General features: G+C 54.2%; 18 protein-coding genes and 3 tRNA genes. 11 read left to right on the forward strand and 10 right to left on the reverse strand.

The genetic code is table 11. The features are described from left to right. Positions 1 to 7 precede the first annotated feature (7 nt). The 3 genes from truC to syd form a co-directional block, all read right to left on the reverse strand. Positions 8 to 793 (reverse strand): tRNA pseudouridine(65) synthase TruC, encoded by a 786-nt coding sequence (gene truC / locus F8561_RS03430; protein WP_014171422.1) that lies wholly within the window; start codon positions 791 to 793, stop codon positions 8 to 10. Next, the gene (locus F8561_RS03435) at positions 790 to 1,119 is read right to left on the reverse strand and encodes a YqcC family protein (protein ID WP_032678877.1); all 330 of its coding nucleotides are present in this window, start codon (positions 1,117 to 1,119) and stop codon (positions 790 to 792) included. The genes truC and F8561_RS03435 overlap by 4 nt, the downstream gene beginning before the upstream one ends. A 629-nt stretch (positions 1,120 to 1,748) precedes the next feature. Continuing rightward, entirely contained in the window at positions 1,749 to 2,294 is a 546-nt protein-coding gene (syd, locus tag F8561_RS03440) for a SecY-interacting protein (RefSeq protein WP_032678878.1), read from the reverse strand. A 69-nt stretch (positions 2,295 to 2,363) separates the two neighbouring features. Between syd and queF the strand changes: the two genes are divergently transcribed. From queF to xni, 5 genes are all read left to right on the forward strand, one after another. Continuing rightward, positions 2,364 to 3,206: an NADPH-dependent 7-cyano-7-deazaguanine reductase QueF gene (gene queF, locus F8561_RS03445; RefSeq protein ID WP_113657007.1), complete on the forward strand. Its 843-nt coding sequence runs from the start codon at positions 2,364 to 2,366 to the stop codon at positions 3,204 to 3,206. A gap of 116 nt (positions 3,207 to 3,322) precedes the next feature. Beyond that, the gene (ppnN, locus tag F8561_RS03450; protein ID WP_014171428.1) at positions 3,323 to 4,687 is read left to right on the forward strand and encodes a nucleotide 5'-monophosphate nucleosidase PpnN; all 1,365 of its coding nucleotides are present in this window, start codon (positions 3,323 to 3,325) and stop codon (positions 4,685 to 4,687) included. A 514-nt stretch (positions 4,688 to 5,201) separates the two neighbouring features. Further along, on the forward strand, positions 5,202 to 6,497 hold the full coding sequence (locus F8561_RS03455) for an HAAAP family serine/threonine permease (protein WP_025203352.1): 1,296 nt from the start codon (positions 5,202 to 5,204) through the stop codon (positions 6,495 to 6,497). 65 nt (positions 6,498 to 6,562) lie between these two features. Then, the gene (locus F8561_RS03460; RefSeq protein WP_032680378.1) at positions 6,563 to 7,930 is read left to right on the forward strand and encodes an L-serine ammonia-lyase; all 1,368 of its coding nucleotides are present in this window, start codon (positions 6,563 to 6,565) and stop codon (positions 7,928 to 7,930) included. Positions 7,931 to 8,042: 112 nt separating this feature from the next. Continuing rightward, a complete protein-coding gene (xni, locus tag F8561_RS03465; protein ID WP_020883792.1) occupies positions 8,043 to 8,798 on the forward strand; it encodes a flap endonuclease Xni in 756 nt (251 codons plus the stop codon). A 57-nt stretch (positions 8,799 to 8,855) separates the two neighbouring features. Here the strand turns inward: xni and rlmM are convergent, their stop codons facing one another. The 4 genes from rlmM to F8561_RS03485 form a co-directional block, all read right to left on the reverse strand. Then, positions 8,856 to 9,956, reverse strand: a complete 1,101-nt coding sequence (gene rlmM / locus F8561_RS03470) for a 23S rRNA (cytidine(2498)-2'-O)-methyltransferase RlmM (RefSeq protein ID WP_025203351.1) — start codon at positions 9,954 to 9,956, stop codon at positions 8,856 to 8,858. Further along, positions 9,949 to 10,344, reverse strand: coding sequence for a DUF423 domain-containing protein (locus F8561_RS03475; RefSeq protein WP_008499646.1), 396 nt, complete (start codon positions 10,342 to 10,344; stop codon positions 9,949 to 9,951). The genes rlmM and F8561_RS03475 overlap by 8 nt, the downstream gene beginning before the upstream one ends. A 39-nt stretch (positions 10,345 to 10,383) precedes the next feature. Further along, positions 10,384 to 11,301, reverse strand: a complete 918-nt coding sequence (gene gcvA, locus F8561_RS03480; RefSeq protein ID WP_014171433.1) for a glycine cleavage system transcriptional regulator GcvA — start codon at positions 11,299 to 11,301, stop codon at positions 10,384 to 10,386. 349 nt (positions 11,302 to 11,650) lie between these two features. Beyond that, the gene (locus tag F8561_RS03485) at positions 11,651 to 11,878 is read right to left on the reverse strand and encodes a YgdI/YgdR family lipoprotein (RefSeq protein WP_003862759.1); all 228 of its coding nucleotides are present in this window, start codon (positions 11,876 to 11,878) and stop codon (positions 11,651 to 11,653) included. A gap of 202 nt (positions 11,879 to 12,080) precedes the next feature. Here F8561_RS03485 and csdA point away from each other — a divergent pair, with 202 nt between their 5' ends. Both csdA and csdE read left to right on the forward strand, forming a co-directional pair. Then, entirely contained in the window at positions 12,081 to 13,286 is a 1,206-nt protein-coding gene (gene csdA / locus F8561_RS03490) for a cysteine desulfurase CsdA (protein WP_025203350.1), read from the forward strand. Further along, positions 13,286 to 13,732, forward strand: coding sequence for a cysteine desulfurase sulfur acceptor subunit CsdE (gene csdE, locus F8561_RS03495; RefSeq protein ID WP_032680377.1), 447 nt, complete (start codon positions 13,286 to 13,288; stop codon positions 13,730 to 13,732). The genes csdA and csdE overlap by 1 nt, the downstream gene beginning before the upstream one ends. On the opposite strand, the gene tcdA is transcribed toward csdE, so the two are convergent. Next, positions 13,723 to 14,529 (reverse strand): tRNA cyclic N6-threonylcarbamoyladenosine(37) synthase TcdA, encoded by an 807-nt coding sequence (gene tcdA, locus F8561_RS03500; protein ID WP_006811804.1) that lies wholly within the window; start codon positions 14,527 to 14,529, stop codon positions 13,723 to 13,725. The genes csdE and tcdA overlap by 10 nt on opposite strands. 76 nt (positions 14,530 to 14,605) lie before the next feature. Beyond that, a complete protein-coding gene (gene mltA, locus F8561_RS03505) occupies positions 14,606 to 15,703 on the reverse strand; it encodes a murein transglycosylase A (protein WP_151887153.1) in 1,098 nt (365 codons plus the stop codon). A 209-nt stretch (positions 15,704 to 15,912) separates the two neighbouring features. Here mltA and F8561_RS03510 point away from each other — a divergent pair. From F8561_RS03510 to F8561_RS03520, 3 genes are all read left to right on the forward strand, one after another. After that, a tRNA-Met gene (locus F8561_RS03510) sits at positions 15,913 to 15,989 on the forward strand. 44 nt (positions 15,990 to 16,033) lie between these two features. Continuing rightward, positions 16,034 to 16,110: transfer RNA gene (locus tag F8561_RS03515), tRNA-Met, on the forward strand. A gap of 44 nt (positions 16,111 to 16,154) precedes the next feature. Continuing rightward, positions 16,155 to 16,231 (forward strand) — tRNA-Met (locus F8561_RS03520). An 87-nt stretch (positions 16,232 to 16,318) separates the two neighbouring features. On the opposite strand, the gene amiC is transcribed toward F8561_RS03520, so the two are convergent. Beyond that, positions 16,319 to 17,572: an N-acetylmuramoyl-L-alanine amidase AmiC gene (amiC, locus tag F8561_RS03525; protein ID WP_020883787.1), complete on the reverse strand. Its 1,254-nt coding sequence runs from the start codon at positions 17,570 to 17,572 to the stop codon at positions 16,319 to 16,321. Positions 17,573 to 17,799: 227 nt separating this feature from the next. Here amiC and argA point away from each other — a divergent pair, with 227 nt between their 5' ends. Continuing rightward, positions 17,800 to 19,131: an amino-acid N-acetyltransferase gene (gene argA, locus F8561_RS03530; protein ID WP_020883786.1), complete on the forward strand. Its 1,332-nt coding sequence runs from the start codon at positions 17,800 to 17,802 to the stop codon at positions 19,129 to 19,131. The last annotated feature ends 3 nt before the right edge of the window (positions 19,132 to 19,134 follow it).

The following is a 19,134-nucleotide window of genomic DNA, read 5'->3' on the forward strand; positions in this document are numbered from 1 at the left end:
TCCTTGATTATTGCGCTTGCTGTTCATCCTGGACGTTGCCCGATACAAACTCAACCCTTTCATTTTCGGGGAGTTGCCCCAGCCAGCCAAACTGTGACAGCGCCTGCATCCAGACGTTGTCCAGCCCCGCATGGAGAGTCAGCGGTTCGCCGGTAAACGGGTGCGTCAGGCTCAGTTCACTGGCATGCAGCATCAGGCGGTCGCAGCCAAAATGTTCGGCAGCACTGCGGTTCTGGCGCAAATCGCCGTGCTTGCTGTCACCGATAATCGGATGACGCAGATGTTTCAGGTGACGGCGGAGCTGGTGTTTGCGCCCGGTTTTGGGCAACAGCTCAACCAGACTGTAGCGGGTGGTCGGAAACTTGCTGGTTGCCACCGGCATTTCCGTGGTCGCCATGCCGCGGTAATCCGTCACGGCTGGCTGCGGGCCTTTGTCATCGCGGGCAAATTTATCGGCAATTTTGTCCAGCTCTTCCACCAGCGGATAATCGAGCGTGGCGCTCTCCGTCAGCCAGCCACGAACGATCGCGTGGTAGCGTTTCTGGATCTGGTGCTGTTCAAACTGCTGCGACAGCAGGCGGCCCGCTTCGCTGGAAAGCCCCATCAGCAACACTCCGGAGGTTGGCCTGTCGAGACGATGAGCCGTAAAGACGTGCTGACCAATCTGGTCGCGCACGGTTTGCATCACCACCACTTTTTCATCGCGGTCCAGCCAGCTTCGGTGCACCAGCCAGCCAGACGGTTTGTTTACCGCGACCAGCCACTCATCCTGATAGAGGATCTCAAGCGTCATGCATCTTCACCGGCAAACACAGCATCCAGCTTTTCCAGCTCAATCAGCATGACATCGCGCGCAGGGTGGGTCGCGTCCAGCGCCATTTCATAGTAAGGCGCAACAGCGAACGCCTGCGGCAGCGGGTGGCCACCGTCGAGCAGCGCGTGCATACGCGGAATTAATACCCACTGGAGCCATTCGAACGGTGCCAGCGTATCCAGACAGAACGGCTGAGTGCTTGCGAAGGCTTCTGGCTGCGGCGCGGTCTCCTGCCACAGCTGATGTTGGCGCAATAATGCCTCGATGGCGTGCAACCGGGCACGAACGCTATCGTGTTGCGTCATAGTAACCTCAACTGAAAAAGTGAACGGCGCGCAGCATAGCATTGCAGGAGACAGAAATAAAAAAAGGGAGCACTGTAAAAACAGTGCTCCCGGTTCGTTCCGCAGCAATCCAGCTACAATTCGTGCTCCCTGCTCATCCGTGACAACTTTTCCTGAAGCCCGAAGGCCTGGTCATCCTTCACCTTGTGCATCCTGCTCACATCGTCCTGATGTGTTTGTTTCATCCTGAAACGTCCTGGCCATCCTGACCCACCGACCATCCTGACCGGCTCTCATTCTCCCTTCCTGGAGGTGTCCCTTACGCATCCTGCGCGATCCTTTTGCTTCATCCTGAAGCCTTCCTGCAGCGTCATCCTGACGTGTTCCTGGTGAGAAACGCCATCATCCTGTTGTTCGTTTCTCGTGTCGGCGTCCTGTCGACACAACTAGAATCCGCTATTCTGCTTCGTCTTACAACCCATGCTGGCAGCGCTGTAAGCCGTCCAGTGCCCCCTGGACGCGGCGATACCTCATTAACATATTGAAAAATAGAGTAATGTTAATCTTAATTAAATAAGGTAATACTGAATGATCCAGCGATCTCTCACAACTCTGTAAGAGATCTCTCACACGCGCGATAGCATCGTGGATTACAGAAGTGGCTCAAGTCGGGTGAGGAATTCCGCAAGTGAGGGGGCGAGAGTCTCGCGATTGCGGGTACCGATGGTCTCTTTAACCACTTCACCAGACAGGTTGCAGACTGAGATAACGTCCAGTTCACTGTCCAGCGTGGCAATAAAGAGCGTCGGAGAAAGCTTAAGGCGTTTTTGCGTGACCAGATGACCAATCAGGTTTTCCTGAACACGCTGCAGATCGTCTTCACTCCAGGTCTGCAACAGCGTCAGCGTGATACCAGCAAATCGCGCAGGCATATCCCCTGCAAATTGCGTGGTATAAAACGCGTGAACCGCTGGTTGTACCACAATGTCCATTGCCCGTTCAACCGCATTTACATTTTGCTCACCCGTCGGGGGTTGCGGTTGCCAGATAACGTAATCATCCGGAGAAGAGATAATACATGGCGAAGGTACACCATATAAGTCAGTGCTTTGCGGCCATGTGCCGTGCGTTTCATGCCATGCATCGCAATAGCGGGTCGTGAAGGCAGTGAGGGCATTTGCAGTTTCGATGTCCACCGATTTCTCTCTTCTTGTAAGACAGGATAAACTCAGCCCATAAGTGTACCTGTAAAGTGGCTATGAAACATGTCTTACGAAAATCATCAGGCGTTAACGGGCTTAACGCTGGGTAAATCGACCGATTACCGCGACACCTACGATGCAAACCTGCTGCAGGGCGTACCGCGCAGTCTGAATCGCGATCCTCTGGGCCTGCGCGCTGACGCGCTGCCGTTTGTTGGCGGTGATATCTGGACGCTGTACGAGCTTTCCTGGCTCAACGCCCGCGGTCTGCCGCAGGTTGCTGTGGGCCATGTTGAACTGGATTATGCCAGCCAAAACCTGGTGGAATCCAAAAGCTTTAAGCTCTATCTCAACAGCTTTAACCAGACCAAATTCGACAGTCAGGAAGAGGTTCAGCATACCCTGGAGCGGGATTTAAGCGCCTGCGCACAGGGTAAGGTGAGCGTGTCACTCTATCGTCTGAATGAGCTGGAAGGGCAGCCGGTTGCTCACTTCAACGGCACCTGCATCGACGATCAGGATATCGCAGTGGATAATTACGAATTCAGTACCGATTACCTCGAAAATGCGGCGAGCGGAAAGATCGTTGAAGAGACGCTGGTAAGTCATTTATTGAAATCCAACTGCCTGATCACCCATCAGCCGGACTGGGGCTCCGTGCAGATCCAGTATCGCGGTCCGAAGATTGACCGGGAAAAACTGCTGCGCTACCTGGTGTCGTTCCGCCATCACAACGAATTCCACGAGCAGTGCGTGGAGCGCATCTTTAATGATATTCAGCGTTTCTGTCATCCCGAAACGTTAAGCGTTTATGCGCGCTACACCCGCCGTGGTGGTCTGGATATCAATCCATGGCGCACCAACACGGACTTTGTGCCTGCCACCGGCCGTCTTGTACGCCAGTAACCTAAATATTTTCGCAATATGCGCGGTCTATTCCGCGCTTTAGGTTGTGAAACGTCGTAAGCCAGGGCTATTGTAATCAACAGGGAAAGACGATAATCGTCCCGTAAGGAGCTCACTTGATTACACATATTAGCCCTCTTGGCTCAATGGATATGTTGTCGCAGCTGGAAGTGGACATGCTTAAACGCACGGCCAGCAGCGATCTTTATCAATTGTTTCGTAACTGTTCACTTGCCGTACTGAACTCCGGAAGCCTGACCGACAACAGTAAAGAGCTGCTGTCCCGCTTCGAAAGCTTTGATATCAACGTGCTGCGCCGCGAGCGTGGCGTGAAACTTGAAGTGATCAACCCGCCGGAAGAGGCCTTTGTGGACGGGCGCATCATTCGCTCCCTTCAGGCTAACCTGTTTGCCGTGCTGCGTGACATCCTGTTTGTTAACGGGCAGATCCACAACGCAGGCCGCTTCCAGCATCTCGACCTGGAAAGCTCGGTACATATCACCAATCTGGTGTTCTCCATTTTACGTAACGCCCGCGCCCTGCACGTGGGCGAAGCCCCTAATATGGTCGTCTGCTGGGGTGGTCACTCAATTAACGAAACCGAATATCTCTATGCCCGTCGGGTGGGAAACCAACTCGGCCTGCGTGAGCTGAATATCTGTACCGGCTGTGGTCCCGGGGCGATGGAAGCGCCAATGAAAGGCGCGGCAGTGGGACACGCTCAGCAGCGTTACAAAGAAGGGCGCTTTATCGGCATGACCGAGCCGTCGATCATCGCCGCTGAGCCACCTAACCCGCTGGTTAACGAACTGATTATTATGCCGGATATCGAGAAGCGCCTTGAGGCGTTTGTCCGTATCGCCCACGGGATAATCATCTTCCCGGGCGGCGTGGGAACCGCAGAAGAGCTGCTCTACCTGCTGGGTATTCTGATGAACCCGGCTAACAAAGATCAGGTTCTGCCGTTGATCCTGACCGGGCCGAAAGAGAGCGCTGACTACTTCCGCGTACTGGACGAGTTTATCGTGCATACGCTGGGGGAAACCGCGCGTCGTCACTATCGCATCATCATTGACGATGCGGCAGAAGTGGCGCGTCAGATGAAAAAAGCGATGCCGCTGGTTAAAGAGAACCGTCGCGACACCGGAGATGCCTACAGCTTTAACTGGTCAATCCGCATCGCGCCGGATCTGCAGATCCCGTTCGAACCCTCGCACGAAAACATGGCCAACCTGAAACTGTACCCGGACCAGCCGGTAGAAGTCCTGGCTGCCGACCTGCGACGCGCCTTCTCCGGCATCGTGGCGGGTAACGTGAAAGAGATGGGTATCCGTGCTATCGAGAAGTATGGTCCGTATAAGATCCATGGCGATCGCGAAATGATGCGCCGCATGGATGACATGCTGCAGGGCTTTGTTGCCCAGCACCGCATGAAGCTACCCGGGTCAGCGTACATTCCTTGCTACGAAATCTGCACGTAACATTTTCACTCTCCTGATAAAAGCCGGGTCACGATGCTTTGGGGCCCGGCTTTTTTATTACCGAAACAACTCATAGATATTGCTTATACCTTTTACAAACTCTGATGCCACGCAAACGATTACCTCGTTTTTACAACCGTAAATTATCAGCCTTAAACTAAATTACCTGCCAGAAAATCCTAAAAACCCATTTCTTTACAGCGTAAGACACCTATCTTCGCGGGTACTCTTTTAGCTCACATGTTGTTGATGGTAGCCTTCGCGCCCGTAAATCCTATTCGATGTTTTTTTAATAGATAAATGGTCTAAAGATGCCCACATCAAAAGTGGATTATTGCAATTGGGATCGGGATCACTGATAGATTCATAACGAGAATGTATCTTTCCGCCCGCCAATAGTTACGGGCGAAAATTATTAAAAAACCGTCACTGAACGAATTTCATATTACCGTCAGGCACTTTTTCATCGGATTTGACTACAAACCTGACAATTTGCTTCCTCCAGGAGATACAGATGGAAACCACTCAAACCAGCACCGTTGCTTCGATTGAATCCCGAAGTGGTTGGCGCAAATCAGATACCATGTGGATGCTTGGCCTTTACGGCACAGCTATCGGCGCTGGTGTATTGTTCCTTCCTATTAACGCAGGCGTCGGCGGTCTGATTCCGCTGATTATCATGGCTATCATTGCCTTCCCGATGACCTACTTTGCGCACCGCGGCCTGACCCGCTTCGTGCTGTCCGGTAAAAATCCTGGCGAAGACATTACTGAAGTCGTTGAAGAACATTTTGGCGTGGGCGCAGGTAAACTGATTACCCTGCTCTACTTCTTCGCGATTTACCCTATTTTGCTGGTTTACAGCGTTGCAATCACTAACACCGTTGAAAGCTTCATGCTGCACCAGCTGCACATGACGCCACCACCGCGTGCCATTCTGTCTCTGATCCTGATTGTGGGCATGATGACCATTGTCCGTTTCGGTGAGCAGATGATCGTGAAAGCGATGAGCATCCTGGTGTTCCCGTTTGTGGCTGCACTGATGGTACTGGCGCTGTATCTGATTCCACAGTGGCACGGTGCCGCGCTGGAAACGCTCTCCCTGAGCAGCGCATCTGCAACCGGTAACGGCCTGCTGATGACCCTGTGGCTGGCTATCCCGGTGATGGTATTCTCCTTTAACCACTCACCGATCATCTCCTCCTTCGCCGTGGCGAAGCGTGAAGAGTACGGCGACGGTGCAGAGAAGAAGTGCTCCAGCATCCTGGCGCGTGCGCACATCATGATGGTGCTGACCGTTATGTTCTTCGTCTTCAGCTGTGTACTGAGCCTCTCCCCGGCGGATCTGGCAGCAGCGAAAGAGCAGAACATCACCATTCTGTCTTACCTGGCGAACCACTTTAACGCACCGGTCATCGCGTGGATGGCACCTATCATCGCGATCATCGCCATTACCAAATCCTTCCTCGGCCACTACCTGGGCGCACGTGAAGGCTTCAACGGTATGGTGATTAAATCTCTGCGCGGTAAAGGCAAGAGCATTGAAGTCAACAAACTGAACAAGATGACCGCGCTGTTCATGCTGGTCACCACCTGGGCAGTTGCCACGCTGAACCCAAGCATCCTGGGCATGATTGAAACCCTGGGCGGCCCGGTTATCGCGATGATTCTGTTCCTGATGCCGATGTACGCGATTCAGAAAGTACCTGCCATGCGCAAGTACAGCGGTCAGATGAGCAATATCTTCGTGGTTATCATGGGGCTTATCGCTATCTCCGCAATCTTCTACTCCCTGTACACCATGTTCTGATTATCACCCGCGCCGTCTCAGGACGGCGCACTCCTCCCCCTCTGACTGAAAGCAATGGACGCATCATGATTAGCGTATTCGATATTTTCAAAATCGGTATTGGTCCTTCCAGCTCTCACACCGTCGGACCAATGAAAGCCGGTAAGCAGTTCACGGATGACTTGATTGCGCGCGGCATTTTGCACGACGTAACCCGCGTGGTTGTCGATGTGTACGGCTCTCTCTCCCTGACAGGTAAGGGCCACCATACCGATATCGCCATTATCATGGGCCTGGCAGGAAACCTGCCGGATACCGTTGATATTGATGCGATCCCTGGTTTCATCCAGGACGTCAATACCCACGGTCGCCTGCTGCTGGCAAATGGCGAACATGAAGTGGAATTCCCGGTTGATCATTGCATGAATTTCCATGCTGACAACCTGTCACTGCACGAAAACGGAATGCGTATTACCGCACTGGCAGGCGACAAAGCGGTATACAGCCAGACTTACTACTCTATCGGCGGCGGGTTTATCGTCGACGAAGACCACTTTGGTGAAACCAGCACATCTTCCGTTGACGTGCCTTATCCGTACAAAACCGCGGCGGATCTTCAGCGTCACTGCCAGGAAACAGGGCTCTCCCTTTCCGGCCTGATGATGAAAAACGAGCTGGCCTTGCACAGCAAAGCGGAACTGGAGCAGCACTTCACCAACGTCTGGGAAGTCATGCGCGGCGGTATCGAACGCGGGATCACTACCGAAGGCGTTCTGCCCGGTAAGCTTCGCGTACCACGCCGTGCGGCAGCGCTGCGTCGGATGCTCGTGAGCACCGACAAAACGACCACGGACCCTATGGCGGTCGTTGACTGGATCAATATGTTCGCGCTGGCGGTAAACGAAGAGAACGCTGCGGGTGGCCGCGTGGTGACAGCACCGACTAACGGCGCCTGCGGTATCGTTCCGGCAGTACTGGCGTACTACGACAAGTTTATCCGCGAAGTGAACGCCAACTCGCTGGCACGCTACCTGCTGGTCGCCAGTGCGATTGGTTCACTGTACAAGATGAACGCCTCCATTTCCGGTGCAGAAGTAGGCTGTCAGGGTGAAGTTGGCGTCGCCTGCTCCATGGCTGCGGCGGGTCTGGCAGAACTGCTGGGCGCAAGCCCGACACAGGTCTGTATTGCGGCTGAAATCGGCATGGAACATAACCTGGGACTGACCTGCGACCCGGTTGCCGGACAGGTACAGGTGCCTTGCATCGAGCGTAACGCCATCGCCTCCGTGAAGGCGGTCAACGCCGCACGTATGGCGCTGCGTCGTACCAGTGAACCGCGCGTTTGCCTCGATAAAGTTATCGAAACCATGTACGAAACAGGTAAAGATATGAACGCCAAATACCGCGAAACATCTCGCGGCGGCCTGGCGATGAAGATCGTGACCTGCGATTAAGCCTTTCAGGAAGCCTCGTTTTGCGAGGCTTCTTCCTGTTTTCCCCGCCGCACATAGTTTCCCACCGCTGACAATGTTACCCTTCCCCCATTAAACAGAAGGGAGATTATCTGTGGCTGTTCATTTGCTTATCGTCGATGCGCTCAACCTCATTCGCCGGATCCATGCGGTGCAAGGTACACCCTGTAAGGACACGTGTCTGCACGCGCTGGAGCAACTTATCCGCCATAGCGAACCGACCCATGTGGTTGCCGTTTTTGATGACGAAGCGCGTAACAGCGGCTGGCGACACCAGCGCCTTCCCGACTACAAGGCCGGGCGCGCACCGATGCCTGACGATTTGCATGCCGAAATGCCGGCCATTCGCGCCGCCTTTGAACAGCGCGGCGTTCCCTGCTGGGGAGCCCATGGCAATGAAGCCGATGATCTGGCCGCCACGTTAGCCGTCAAGGTCGCGAACGCCGGGCATCAGGCCACCATCGTCTCAACCGATAAAGGCTACTGCCAGCTGCTTTCGCCCACCGTCCGCATCCGCGATTACTTCCAGAAGCGCTGGCTTGATGCCCCCTTTATCGCCAGTGAGTTTGGCGTCTCGCCGGAACAACTTCCTGACTACTGGGGGCTGGCCGGAATAAGCAGCTCGAAGGTTCCGGGAGTGGCAGGCATCGGGCCGAAGAGTGCCGCCCAACTGCTGACGGATTTTCAGAGTCTGGAAGGGATTTACGCCAGGCTGGACGAGGTCCCGGAAAAATGGCGCAAGAAGCTGGAGGCGCATAAAGAGATGGCCTTTATCTGCCGGGATGTGGCGACGTTACAGACGGATTTACAGCTGGACGGGAACTTGCAGCAGTTGCGCTTAGAACGTTAAATCGTTTTCAGATGAATCGCCCGGCAAGCAAAACGCCACCGGGCAATGTAACGCGTATTATCGCTCGTCGCGACGTCCGCCGACAGCAGCCCACCAGCGACGAATGTGCACCGTCACTTCTTCGCGGTCGTGATACAGCTGGCGCGCCTGAATCTCCACGTTAATGCCGTGCTCATCCATTTGCGCCTGGATATAGGCCAGGTTTTGCGAGACTTCCTCATAGCGCTTTTTCATCGGCAGCTTGAGGTTAAAGATAGTCTCACGGCACCAGCCGTTCACCAGCCAGGAGGCCATCAGCGCGGCCACTTTTGCCGGCTTCTCAACCATATCGCACACCATCCAGGAGATGTTGTTGCGGGTGGGACGATAGCGGAAACCATCTTCACGCAGCCAGGTGACCTGTCCGGTATCCATCAGGCTTTGGGCCATCGGGCCGTTATCAACCGAAGAGACCCACATGTTGCGTTTCACCAGTTGATAGGTCCAGCCGCCCGGACACGCGCCGAGATCGACCGCGTACATGCCGTTCGCCAGACGCTCATCCCACTCATCCGCCGGGATAAACACGTGGAACGCCTCTTCCAGCTTCAGGGTCGAACGGCTTGGCGCATCTGAAGGGAATTTCAGCCGCGGAATGCCCATGAAGAAGGGAGAGTTGTTATTGGTGTAGGAGTAACCCGTATAGCAGCAGCCGGGGGCGATAAAGAATATATGCACCACCGGACGTTTTGGCGTTTCGTAGTTTGTCAGCACGCCTGCGTCACGCAGTGCAGCGCGCAGCGGTACGGTGAATTTACGGCAGAACTTCATCAGCTCTTTGCTTTCGTTGGTGTCCGCGACTTCAACACGCAGCTCGCCACCCTTTTCCACGACGCCCTGCAGCATACCCACAACCGGCGTGATGCGGTCTTCCGGCGGAAGATCTTTTAGCAGTTCACCGGCAACAAACATCTGGCGAGCGAAAATCAGTGAGCTGAACGGCAGCTCACGCGCGAGTTTATCCGCATCCTCAGGCTGATAGCACTCGAATACGACGTAGCCGGCATTATCTTTAACGCGTGCAAAGCCAAAGACTTCGCGCTTCGCCGCTTTATCAGTAATTTCCGCGGCGCACTCTTTCTCAAACCCCGGGCGACAATATAAAACAACCTTATTCATGAACAACGCCCTTGCGTTTCAGACGGATGGCTCCGATAAACATTAATACCCAACCTGCCAGGAAGCTGACGCCGCCGACAGGTGTAACAAACGCCCACAGGCGTAAATGCGAAAGCGCCAGGCAGTACAGACTACCGCTGAACAACACGGTGCCTAACGCCAGGAATACGCTGCTCCAGTAAAACCAGATGCTGATGCGGCGCTGCATTGCCACCGCCAGCCCAAAAATCGCCAGCGTGTGGAATGCCTGGTATTCAAGGCCGGTCTGGATCCAGCCCATTTCTACCGCCCCCAACGACTTGCTTAATACATGTGCGCCAAAGGCGCCCAGTGCAACAAAAATAAAGCCACTCACCGCGGCAAAAATCAGCATGAATCGGCTGGTCATGTTTAAATCCTAAAGTGATGCGTGCCCGGCACACAAAAGTTACTGTTCATACCTGAAGCGGAATTTTTCTTGCTCACTCGCCGCTTTCGCCAGAATCCACTGTCGGAAAGCGGCTATTTTACCCAGTTCTGCCTGACTGTCATGACAAACCAGATAAAACGCGTTCTTGCTGACCAGCACATCATTAAATGGACAAACCAGACGGCCTGCCTCAATTTCGGACTGCGCCATGACGTTATTCGCCAACGCCACGCCTTGCCCGTGAATGGCAGCCTGTAACACCATTGCGCTGTGGCTAAAAATGGGGCCCTGCTGCACGTTTATATGATTAAGACCTAATTGACGGGTATAAGTTTGCCAGTCACGGCGAGAAGCATCATGTAAAAGCGTATGTCGCGCCAGGTCAGCGGGGGTCTTCAGCGCCTTTTCGCCCGTTAAGAGCAGCGGTGAACAGACCGGCAGCAGATATTCTGCGTATAATTTTTCGACACGCAAGCCTGGCCAGTTACCGCGGCCATAAAAAATGGCGACGTCCACATCATCGGCCAGCTTGTCTTCCTGACGGTCCACCGCCTGGATTCGAACGTCGATTCCCGGATAAGCTGAGTTAAAGCTTGTGAGTCTTGGCACCAGCCACTGAATGGCAAAACTGGGTAATAAACTTACCGTCAGCGCGCCTTTTGCACTGCGGGCCTGCAGCTTGCGCGTGGCTTCCGTGAGCTGGGAAAAAATCTCTTTAATATCCTGAAAATAGCTCTGCCCCTCTTCGGTCAACAGTAATGAACGGTTGCGCCGACGGAACAGCTTAAGGCCCAGGAAATCCTCCAGAGACTTGATTTGGTGACTTACTGCGGCCTGTGTCACAAAAAGCTCATCGGCTGCGCGCGTGAAACTCAGGTGACGTGCTGCTGCATCAAAAACACGTAATGCATTTAGGGGTGGCAATCGCTTCGACATGGTTATCTGGCTTAGATGTTAACGAGATTTAACAAACAGGAAACAATGTTTAACCTATTAGTTTTTTTTATCTGAGCCATTATAATTTGTCCGTTGAGGAACTACCAGCAAATACCTATAGTGGCGGCACTTCCTGAGCCGGAACGAAGAGCTTTTTTCGGAATGCGTGTTCTGAAGGGCTTTTGGCTTACGGTTGTGATGTTGTGTTGTTGTGTTTGCAATTGGTCTGCGATTCAGACCACGGTAGCAACGCTACCAATTTTTCACTTCCTGTACATTTACCCTGTCTGTCCATAGTGATTAATGTAGCACCGCCAATTTGCGGTGCTTTTTTTTCGCCTGCGATCGATTAATGCTCGATTTCTTTCATTTCCTTCACGTCAGTGCGATTAATCTGCTGCTTGTTCCCGTTCGCATCTTTATACGAAATCATACCGGTGTCGTTATCGGTTGTCGGTTTCCCTTCAGAGACGATAGAACGGCCATCGTTAGTATGCATTACGTAGTTGTTACCGGAACAGGCGCTCAGGGCAAAGGTCAACGCACAGGCAGAGATAATGGCGGCTGTCTTTTTCATGCTTATTCTCCTTTAGCAATTAATGCTATTCAAACATCGATTTATAACAGGCTTAAACATTCACCTAACCTTATTTAGCATAACCTGCTTTTTCAGAGTCGCCAGGATAAGTAAGGATTAGCAGACAAATCTGATAGATATCAACCTCCTTGCCCTGCCGATGAAATTGCGCGACGATCTCACTATTGAGATGAGGAATTCCATGAACGCTTTCAGTCCCGCGCAGTTTCGCGCACAGTTCCCGGCGCTGGCCGATGCCGGTATTTACCTTGATAGCGCTGCCACCGCCCTTAAGCCTCAGGCAGTCATTGAAGCGACGCAGCAGTTCTACAGCCTGAGCGCCGGGAACGTGCACCGTAGCCAGTTTGCCGAAGCACAGCGATTAACCGCGCGCTATGAAGCCGCACGCGATCAGGTCGCACGCCTGATCAACGCCGAAAGCGGGAAAAACATCGTCTGGACGCGAGGCACAACTGAAGCCATTAACATGGTGGCCCAGTGCTATGCGCGCCCGCGGCTAAAGCCCGGCGATGAAATTATTGTCAGCGAGGCAGAACATCACGCCAACCTGGTTCCATGGCTGATGGTGGCTGAGCAAACGGGCGCGCGCATTGTGAAACTGCCGCTGGGTGCAGATCTTCTGCCAGACGTAGCACGCTTATCTGAGTTCATTACCCCCCGCAGCCGCATTCTGGCACTTGGACAAATGTCGAACGTCACAGGGGGTTGCCCGGATCTGGCTCTGGCCATCGACGTGGCCCACGCTAACGACATGGTGGTGATGGTCGACGGTGCCCAGGGCGTGGTGCATTTCCCCGCTGATGTACAAAAGCTGGATATTGATTTTTATGCCTTCTCAGGACATAAGCTGTATGGCCCAACCGGGATCGGGGTGCTGTACGGAAAACCGACCCTGCTGGCGCAAATGACGCCGTGGCTTGGGGGAGGCAAAATGATCACCGAGGTGACCTTTGAGGGCTTTAAAACACAGGATGTCCCTTACCGTCTGGAAGCCGGAACGCCGAACGTCGCAGGCGTCATCGGCCTGAGTGCCGCGCTTGAATGGCTGGCTGAAACGGATATCGCTCAGGCAGAACGCTGGAGCCGGGGTCTGGCGACGCTTGCAGAAGAAGCGCTGCAGAAACGTCCGGGTTTTCGATCGTTCCGCGTGCAGGACTCAAGCCTGCTGGCCTTTGATTTTGCCGGCGTTCATCATAGCGATATGGTTACGCTGCTTGCCGGGTATGGCATTGCCCTGCGTGCCGGCCAGCACTGCGCGCAACCATTACTGGCCGCGCTGGGTGTTAGCGGTACACTGCGTGCGTCGTTTGCGCCGTATAATACGCAAAGCGATGTGGATGCGCTGGTTGATGCCGTTGACCGCGCCCTTGAAATACTGGTGGATTAATGACGAGTTCAGCGTTAGCCGAGCATCCGTTTGGCACGGTTATCACAGAAGAGACCTTAAAACAGACTTTCGCCCCGCTGTTGCAATGGGAAGATAAATATCGCCAGCTGATCCTGCTCAGCAAGCAGTTGCCGGCGCTGTCAGACGAACGCAAAGCGCAGGCGAAAGAGATTTCCGGCTGCGAGAACCGTGTCTGGCTGGGATGCACGGTATCCGGTGAAAAACTGCATTTCTTTGGCGACAGCGAAGGGCGTATCGTTCGCGGACTGCTGGCGGTACTGTTAACCGCCGTGGAAGGGAAAAGCGCGGCGGAGCTGCTGACGCACTCGCCGCTGGCATTGTTCGATGAGCTGGGGCTACGGGCGCAGCTCAGCGCCTCACGCGGTCAGGGCCTGGTCGCACTCAGTGAGGCGGTACAGGATGCCGCGCGTCAGGCTCAGGCCTGACGTTCCGCCTTCGCCATCATTTTCTTCAGGGCGTGAGAGACGGCTACAAAGCCGAAAGAGGCGGTCACCATGGTGGCCGCACCAAAGCCTGAGGCGCAATCCATCCTTTTTGGCCCTTCCGCCGTGCTTTTCATCGCACACACCGAACCGTCAGCCTGCGGGTAGACCAGGGCTTCAGTCGAAAAGACACAGTCAACGCCCAGCTTGCCTTTGCTGTTTTTCACGACGTTAAAATCGCTTTTTAAGCGCTCGCGCAGCTTGGCCGCGAGCGGGTCCTGAATCGTCTTTGCCAAATCGGCCACCTGAATCTGCGTGGGATCGATTTGCCCGCCAGCCCCCCCGGTGGTAACCAGAGGAACCTTGTAACGCCGACAGTAGGCAATCAACGCCGCTTTTGGACGCACGCTGTCGATAGCATCGATGACATAGCTGTAGCCTTTACTCATGTATTCGGCGACGTTATCTGCCGTCACAAAGTCATCGATCACCGTCACGCGGCATTCCGGGTTAATCAGGCGAATACGCTCCGCCATCACCTCAGATTTCGCCAGCCCGACGTTATCGCGCAGGGCATGGATTTGACGGTTGGTGTTGGTGACGCAAACGTCATCCATATCAATCAGCGTGATCGCGCCAATGCCGGTTCTCGCCAGCGCTTCCGCCGCCCAAGAGCCAACACCGCCAATCCCCACGACGCAGACATGCGCATCCGCAAACAGCTGCAGGGCTTTTTCACCATATAGACGTGCCGTGCCGCCAAAACGCTGACGCCAGGCATCGCTGATTACTACAGACATAAAACCTCAGATGTCAAAAGGGTGAGGTTATTCCTCACCCTTCTCTGTTAATTCAGTACGACTCAGAATACCACAATCAGCCGCTGAATACGTTACCGCTGCCAGGGGCTGCCTTGAGCACCCATACACGCCCATAGTGGTTATACCAGCCTGCACGGTGCCCCGCATCCGGGCCAATGCCCTGATAAATATCGAAGTGCTGACCTTTAATCGCACCGCCGACATCCAGCGCGACCATCAGACGTAGCTCGTACTGACCGTTAAATTTGCCGTTGTTATCCAGCAGAGGCACTTCCGCCAGCAGCGTGGTGCCCGCAGGAATAATAGAACGATCCGAAGCTACCGAGGCGCGGCCAATCAGTGGAACGGCACTCGCCCCTTTCACTGGCGCAAAGTTTTGCGGTTTAAAGAAGACAAACGACGGGTTCTGTTCCAGCAGCTCACGCACTTCGGCTTCGCTGTGTTTTTCACCCCACTCGCGGATCGCCTGCATCGACATGTCTTCTTTTTTCACTTCGCCTCTGTCGATCAGCACTTTACCAATGCTGCGATAGGCATGACCGTTTTTACCGGAATAACTAAAGAAGTTCAGGGGGGAGCCATCGCCAAAGTCGATATAGCCGCTGCCCTGAACATCCATGATGAAGTTGTCCATCAGCGAGTTGCTGTAGGCCAGAACGTAGTTTTCGCTCAGCGCACCGGAGTAGATCTCAGCGCGGGACGGCAGACGACCGCGTTTAGGCGGCATTCGGTAAATGGGATACTGGAACTCGCCCTGACGCGTGTGTCGCGCCTGGATAACCGGGGTGTAGTAACCGGTAAACTGGACGTTGCCATAGTTATCCGCCCCTTCCATCTGCCAGGAGTCGATACCAAACTGGCGCATATTGCGCGTATCACCGCCCGCGCGTAGCCAGTCCTGTACCGCGTTATAAACGCTGCTCTGTGAGCCATACAGACGTGGCGATGCGTTGCGGATCTGGTAAACCTGCTCGGAAAAGTCTCCGGCGTTGATCGGTGCGCCAACGGCATCAGGTTGATTAACTAAAGAGAAAGGCTGGGATAGCTTCCCGTCTTTATACTGTTGACCGCGATCGGTCGGTTTAGAAGAGCAGGCCGCAAGAATGGCTACCATTGCCCCTGTCATTAGATACTTCGCCCAACGTCCTTTCATTATATCTCGTCTTAAAGTTGCCCATTACCGCGTGATGAAGATAACAAACCCACTGTTCTAAAGAAACGGAATCACATGCCCTTTGGCAAATTCTGAGCAAAAAATAGTCCAAATATCGCAACGCCGTTCAATTTACATACAAAGTTAATGATTTATGTGAAAAAGGGGTTGCATCACAAACCTAACCGAGTATAGTGCGCTTCCACGGACGCGGGGTGGAGCAGCCTGGTAGCTCGTCGGGCTCATAACCCGAAGGTCGTCGGTTCAAATCCGGCCCCCGCAACCAATCAAATTTGAAGAAGTAAGTTTCTACAAGAGTAGAAAGACGGACGCGGGGTGGAGCAGCCTGGTAGCTCGTCGGGCTCATAACCCGAAGGTCGTCGGTTCAAATCCGGCCCCCGCAACCAATCAAATTTGAAGAAGTAAGTTTCTACAAGAGTAGAAAGACGGACGCGGGGTGGAGCAGCCTGGTAGCTCGTCGGGCTCATAACCCGAAGGTCGTCGGTTCAAATCCGGCCCCCGCAACCAACACTTCTAAAACAATAAACACCCTTTAGGGTGTTTTTTTGTATCTGCGGTGTGTGAAACTGCCGGGCGTTTACCCGGCGCACTCAACTACCCAAGCCTTGCCAGCGTCGCCCCATCTGAGAAATACGCCCGGATCCCTGCCAGAATCGACTCTGCCACTTCCTGCTGGAATTTTGCCGTCCTGAGCTTACGCTCTTCTTCCACGTTACTGATAAACGCGGTCTCGACCAGAATCGACGGAATATCCGGGGCCTTCAGCACCGCGAACCCGGCCTGTTCAACGCTGTTTTTGTGCAGCTTATTAACATTGCCTAGCTTGCCCAGCACCGCTTTACCAAATTTCAGGCTGTCGGTGATGGTCAACGACTGCACCATATCAAACATGGTGTGGTCGACATAGCGATCGCCACTTTTGCTCACGCCGCCAATCAGGTCCGAGGCGTTCTGAGAGTCAGCCAGGAATCTTGCGGCGGTGCTGGTTGCCCCTTTAGTCGAGAGCGCAAACACCGACGAACCGCTCGGCTGGCGGCTGGTAAACGCATCGGCATGAATTGAGACGAACAAGTCTGCACGCTGCTTCTGGGCTTTCGCCACGCGGACTTTCAGTGGAATAAAGACATCTTCGTTTCGCGTCATATAGGCGCGCATATTGCCTTCTTTATCGATCAGCGCCTTCAGCCGGCGGGCGATTTGCAGCACCACATCTTTTTCCCGGGTACGATATTTCCCCACTGCGCCCGAGTCTTCGCCGCCATGGCCAGGATCTAGCATGATCACAATCGGGCGATCGCGCCCTGCTTTTCCGGGCTGCGGACCACTCTGGGCCGGTGGCACCTGCTTCTCCAGGTTGCCCTGGTTGTAGTCTTCCAGTAATGCCAGCAGCGGATCCTGAATATCCGTCGCATTCGCCGGATAGAGATCCATGACCAGACGCTCTTTGAACGTCGCAACAGGCGCCAGGGCAAACAGCTGCGGTTTAACGTTTTGCTTCAGCTCGAACACCATGCGCACGGTTTGCGGATCAAACTGACCCACGCGCGCCGATTTGATAAACGGATCGTCGCCGCGGATCTGCGCCGCCATTCCCTTAAGCACAGAGTTGAGGTTAACACCTTCGAGATCCACCACCACACGCTCAGGATTGCTGAGAGCAAATTGCTTATATTTCAGCACCCGATTGGATTCTACCGTGACGCGTGTATAGGTCGACGACGGCCAGACGCGCACCGCCACCACCTGACTGGTGGCGGCAAGACCCACCTGGCTGACGCTAAGCAACCACATCGCCCCTGCCCCTTTTAACAACCGGCGGCGGCTTATTGCTGAATTGGATCCCGACATGCTTCTCCCGAGCAAGAAAAGTGATTGATTTACAAAATCGCTAAATTGACCGAAAACTTTAACGAATGACGCATAAACTGTCATCTATAAAAGGGTAAACATTCATACGCTAACGCACGGATTACTTATCAATTTCTGTGGGTCGCAGAAAATTTAGGCTTGCACACACGGCCACAATCGAATAAAAATACAGAAATTACGAATAAACATTCATTAAGGGTTGTGTCATGGTGAAGGAACGTAGAACCGAACTGGTCCAGGGATTCCGCCATTCTGTTCCCTATATCAACGCCCATCGGGGAAAAACGTTTGTCATCATGCTCGGCGGCGAAGCCATTGAGCATGAAAACTTTTCCAGCATCGTCAATGACATTGGCCTGCTGCACAGCCTCGGGATCCGCCTGGTTGTGGTGTATGGCGCGCGCCCGCAGATTGATGCCAACCTGGCCGCGCATCACCACGAGCCGATTTACCATAAACATACCCGCGTCACGGATGCGAAAACCCTTGAGCTGGTGAAACAGGCGGCGGGTCTGCTGCAGCTGGATATCACCGCTCGCCTGTCGATGAGCCTTAACAACACACCGCTGCAGGGCGCGCACATCAACGTTGTGAGCGGCAATTTTATCATCGCTCAGCCTCTCGGCGTGGACGATGGCGTGGACTATTGCCATAGCGGACGTATTCGTCGTATCGATGAAGAGGCCATTCACCGCCAGTTGGACAGCGGTGCCATCGTGCTGATGGGGCCTGTAGCAGTGTCCGTGACCGGTGAAAGCTTTAACCTCACCTCAGAAGAGATTGCCACTCAGTTGGCCATCAAGCTGAAGGCGGAGAAAATGATTGGGTTTTGCTCTTCCCAGGGCGTCGTGAATGATGAAGGGGTGATTGTGCCAGAGCTCTTCCCGAATGAGGCCCAGGCTCGCGTGGAAGCGCTGGAAGCCGAAGGGGATTACCACTCGGGTACCGTGCGTTTTTTGCGCGGTGCCGTGAAGGCCTGCCGCAGCGGCGTACGCCGTAGCCACCTGATCAGCTATCAGGAAGACGGTGCCCTGCTGCAGGAACTGTTCTCCCGCGATGGTATCGGCACCCAGATTGTGATGGAGAGCGCGGAGCAGATCCGTCGCGCCACCATCAATGATATCGGCGGAATTCTGGAGCTGATTCGCCCTCTGGAACAGCAGGGCATTCTGGTTCGGCGCTCCCGCGAACAGCTGGAGATGGAGATCGACAAATTCACCATTATTCAGCGCGATAACCTGACCATTGCCTGCGCCGCCCTCTATCCGTTCCCGGAAGAGCAGATCGGAGAAATGGCCTGCGTCGCGGTGCATCCTGACTACCGGAGCTCTTCACGGGGTGAAATGCTGCTTGAGCGCGTGGCGGCTCAGGCGCGTCAGATGGGGCTGAACAAGCTGTTCGTGCTGACTACGCGCAGCATTCACTGGTTCCAGGAGCGCGGATTTACACCGGTGGACATTGAATCGCTGCCGGAGAGTAAGAAAGAAATGTACAACTATCAGCGCCGGTCAAAAGTGCTGATGGCCGATCTGGGATAATAC

The sequence above is a fragment of the Enterobacter sp. 198 genome (assembly GCF_009025585.1).
GTDB classification, from domain to species: domain Bacteria; phylum Pseudomonadota; class Gammaproteobacteria; order Enterobacterales; family Enterobacteriaceae; genus Enterobacter; species Enterobacter ludwigii.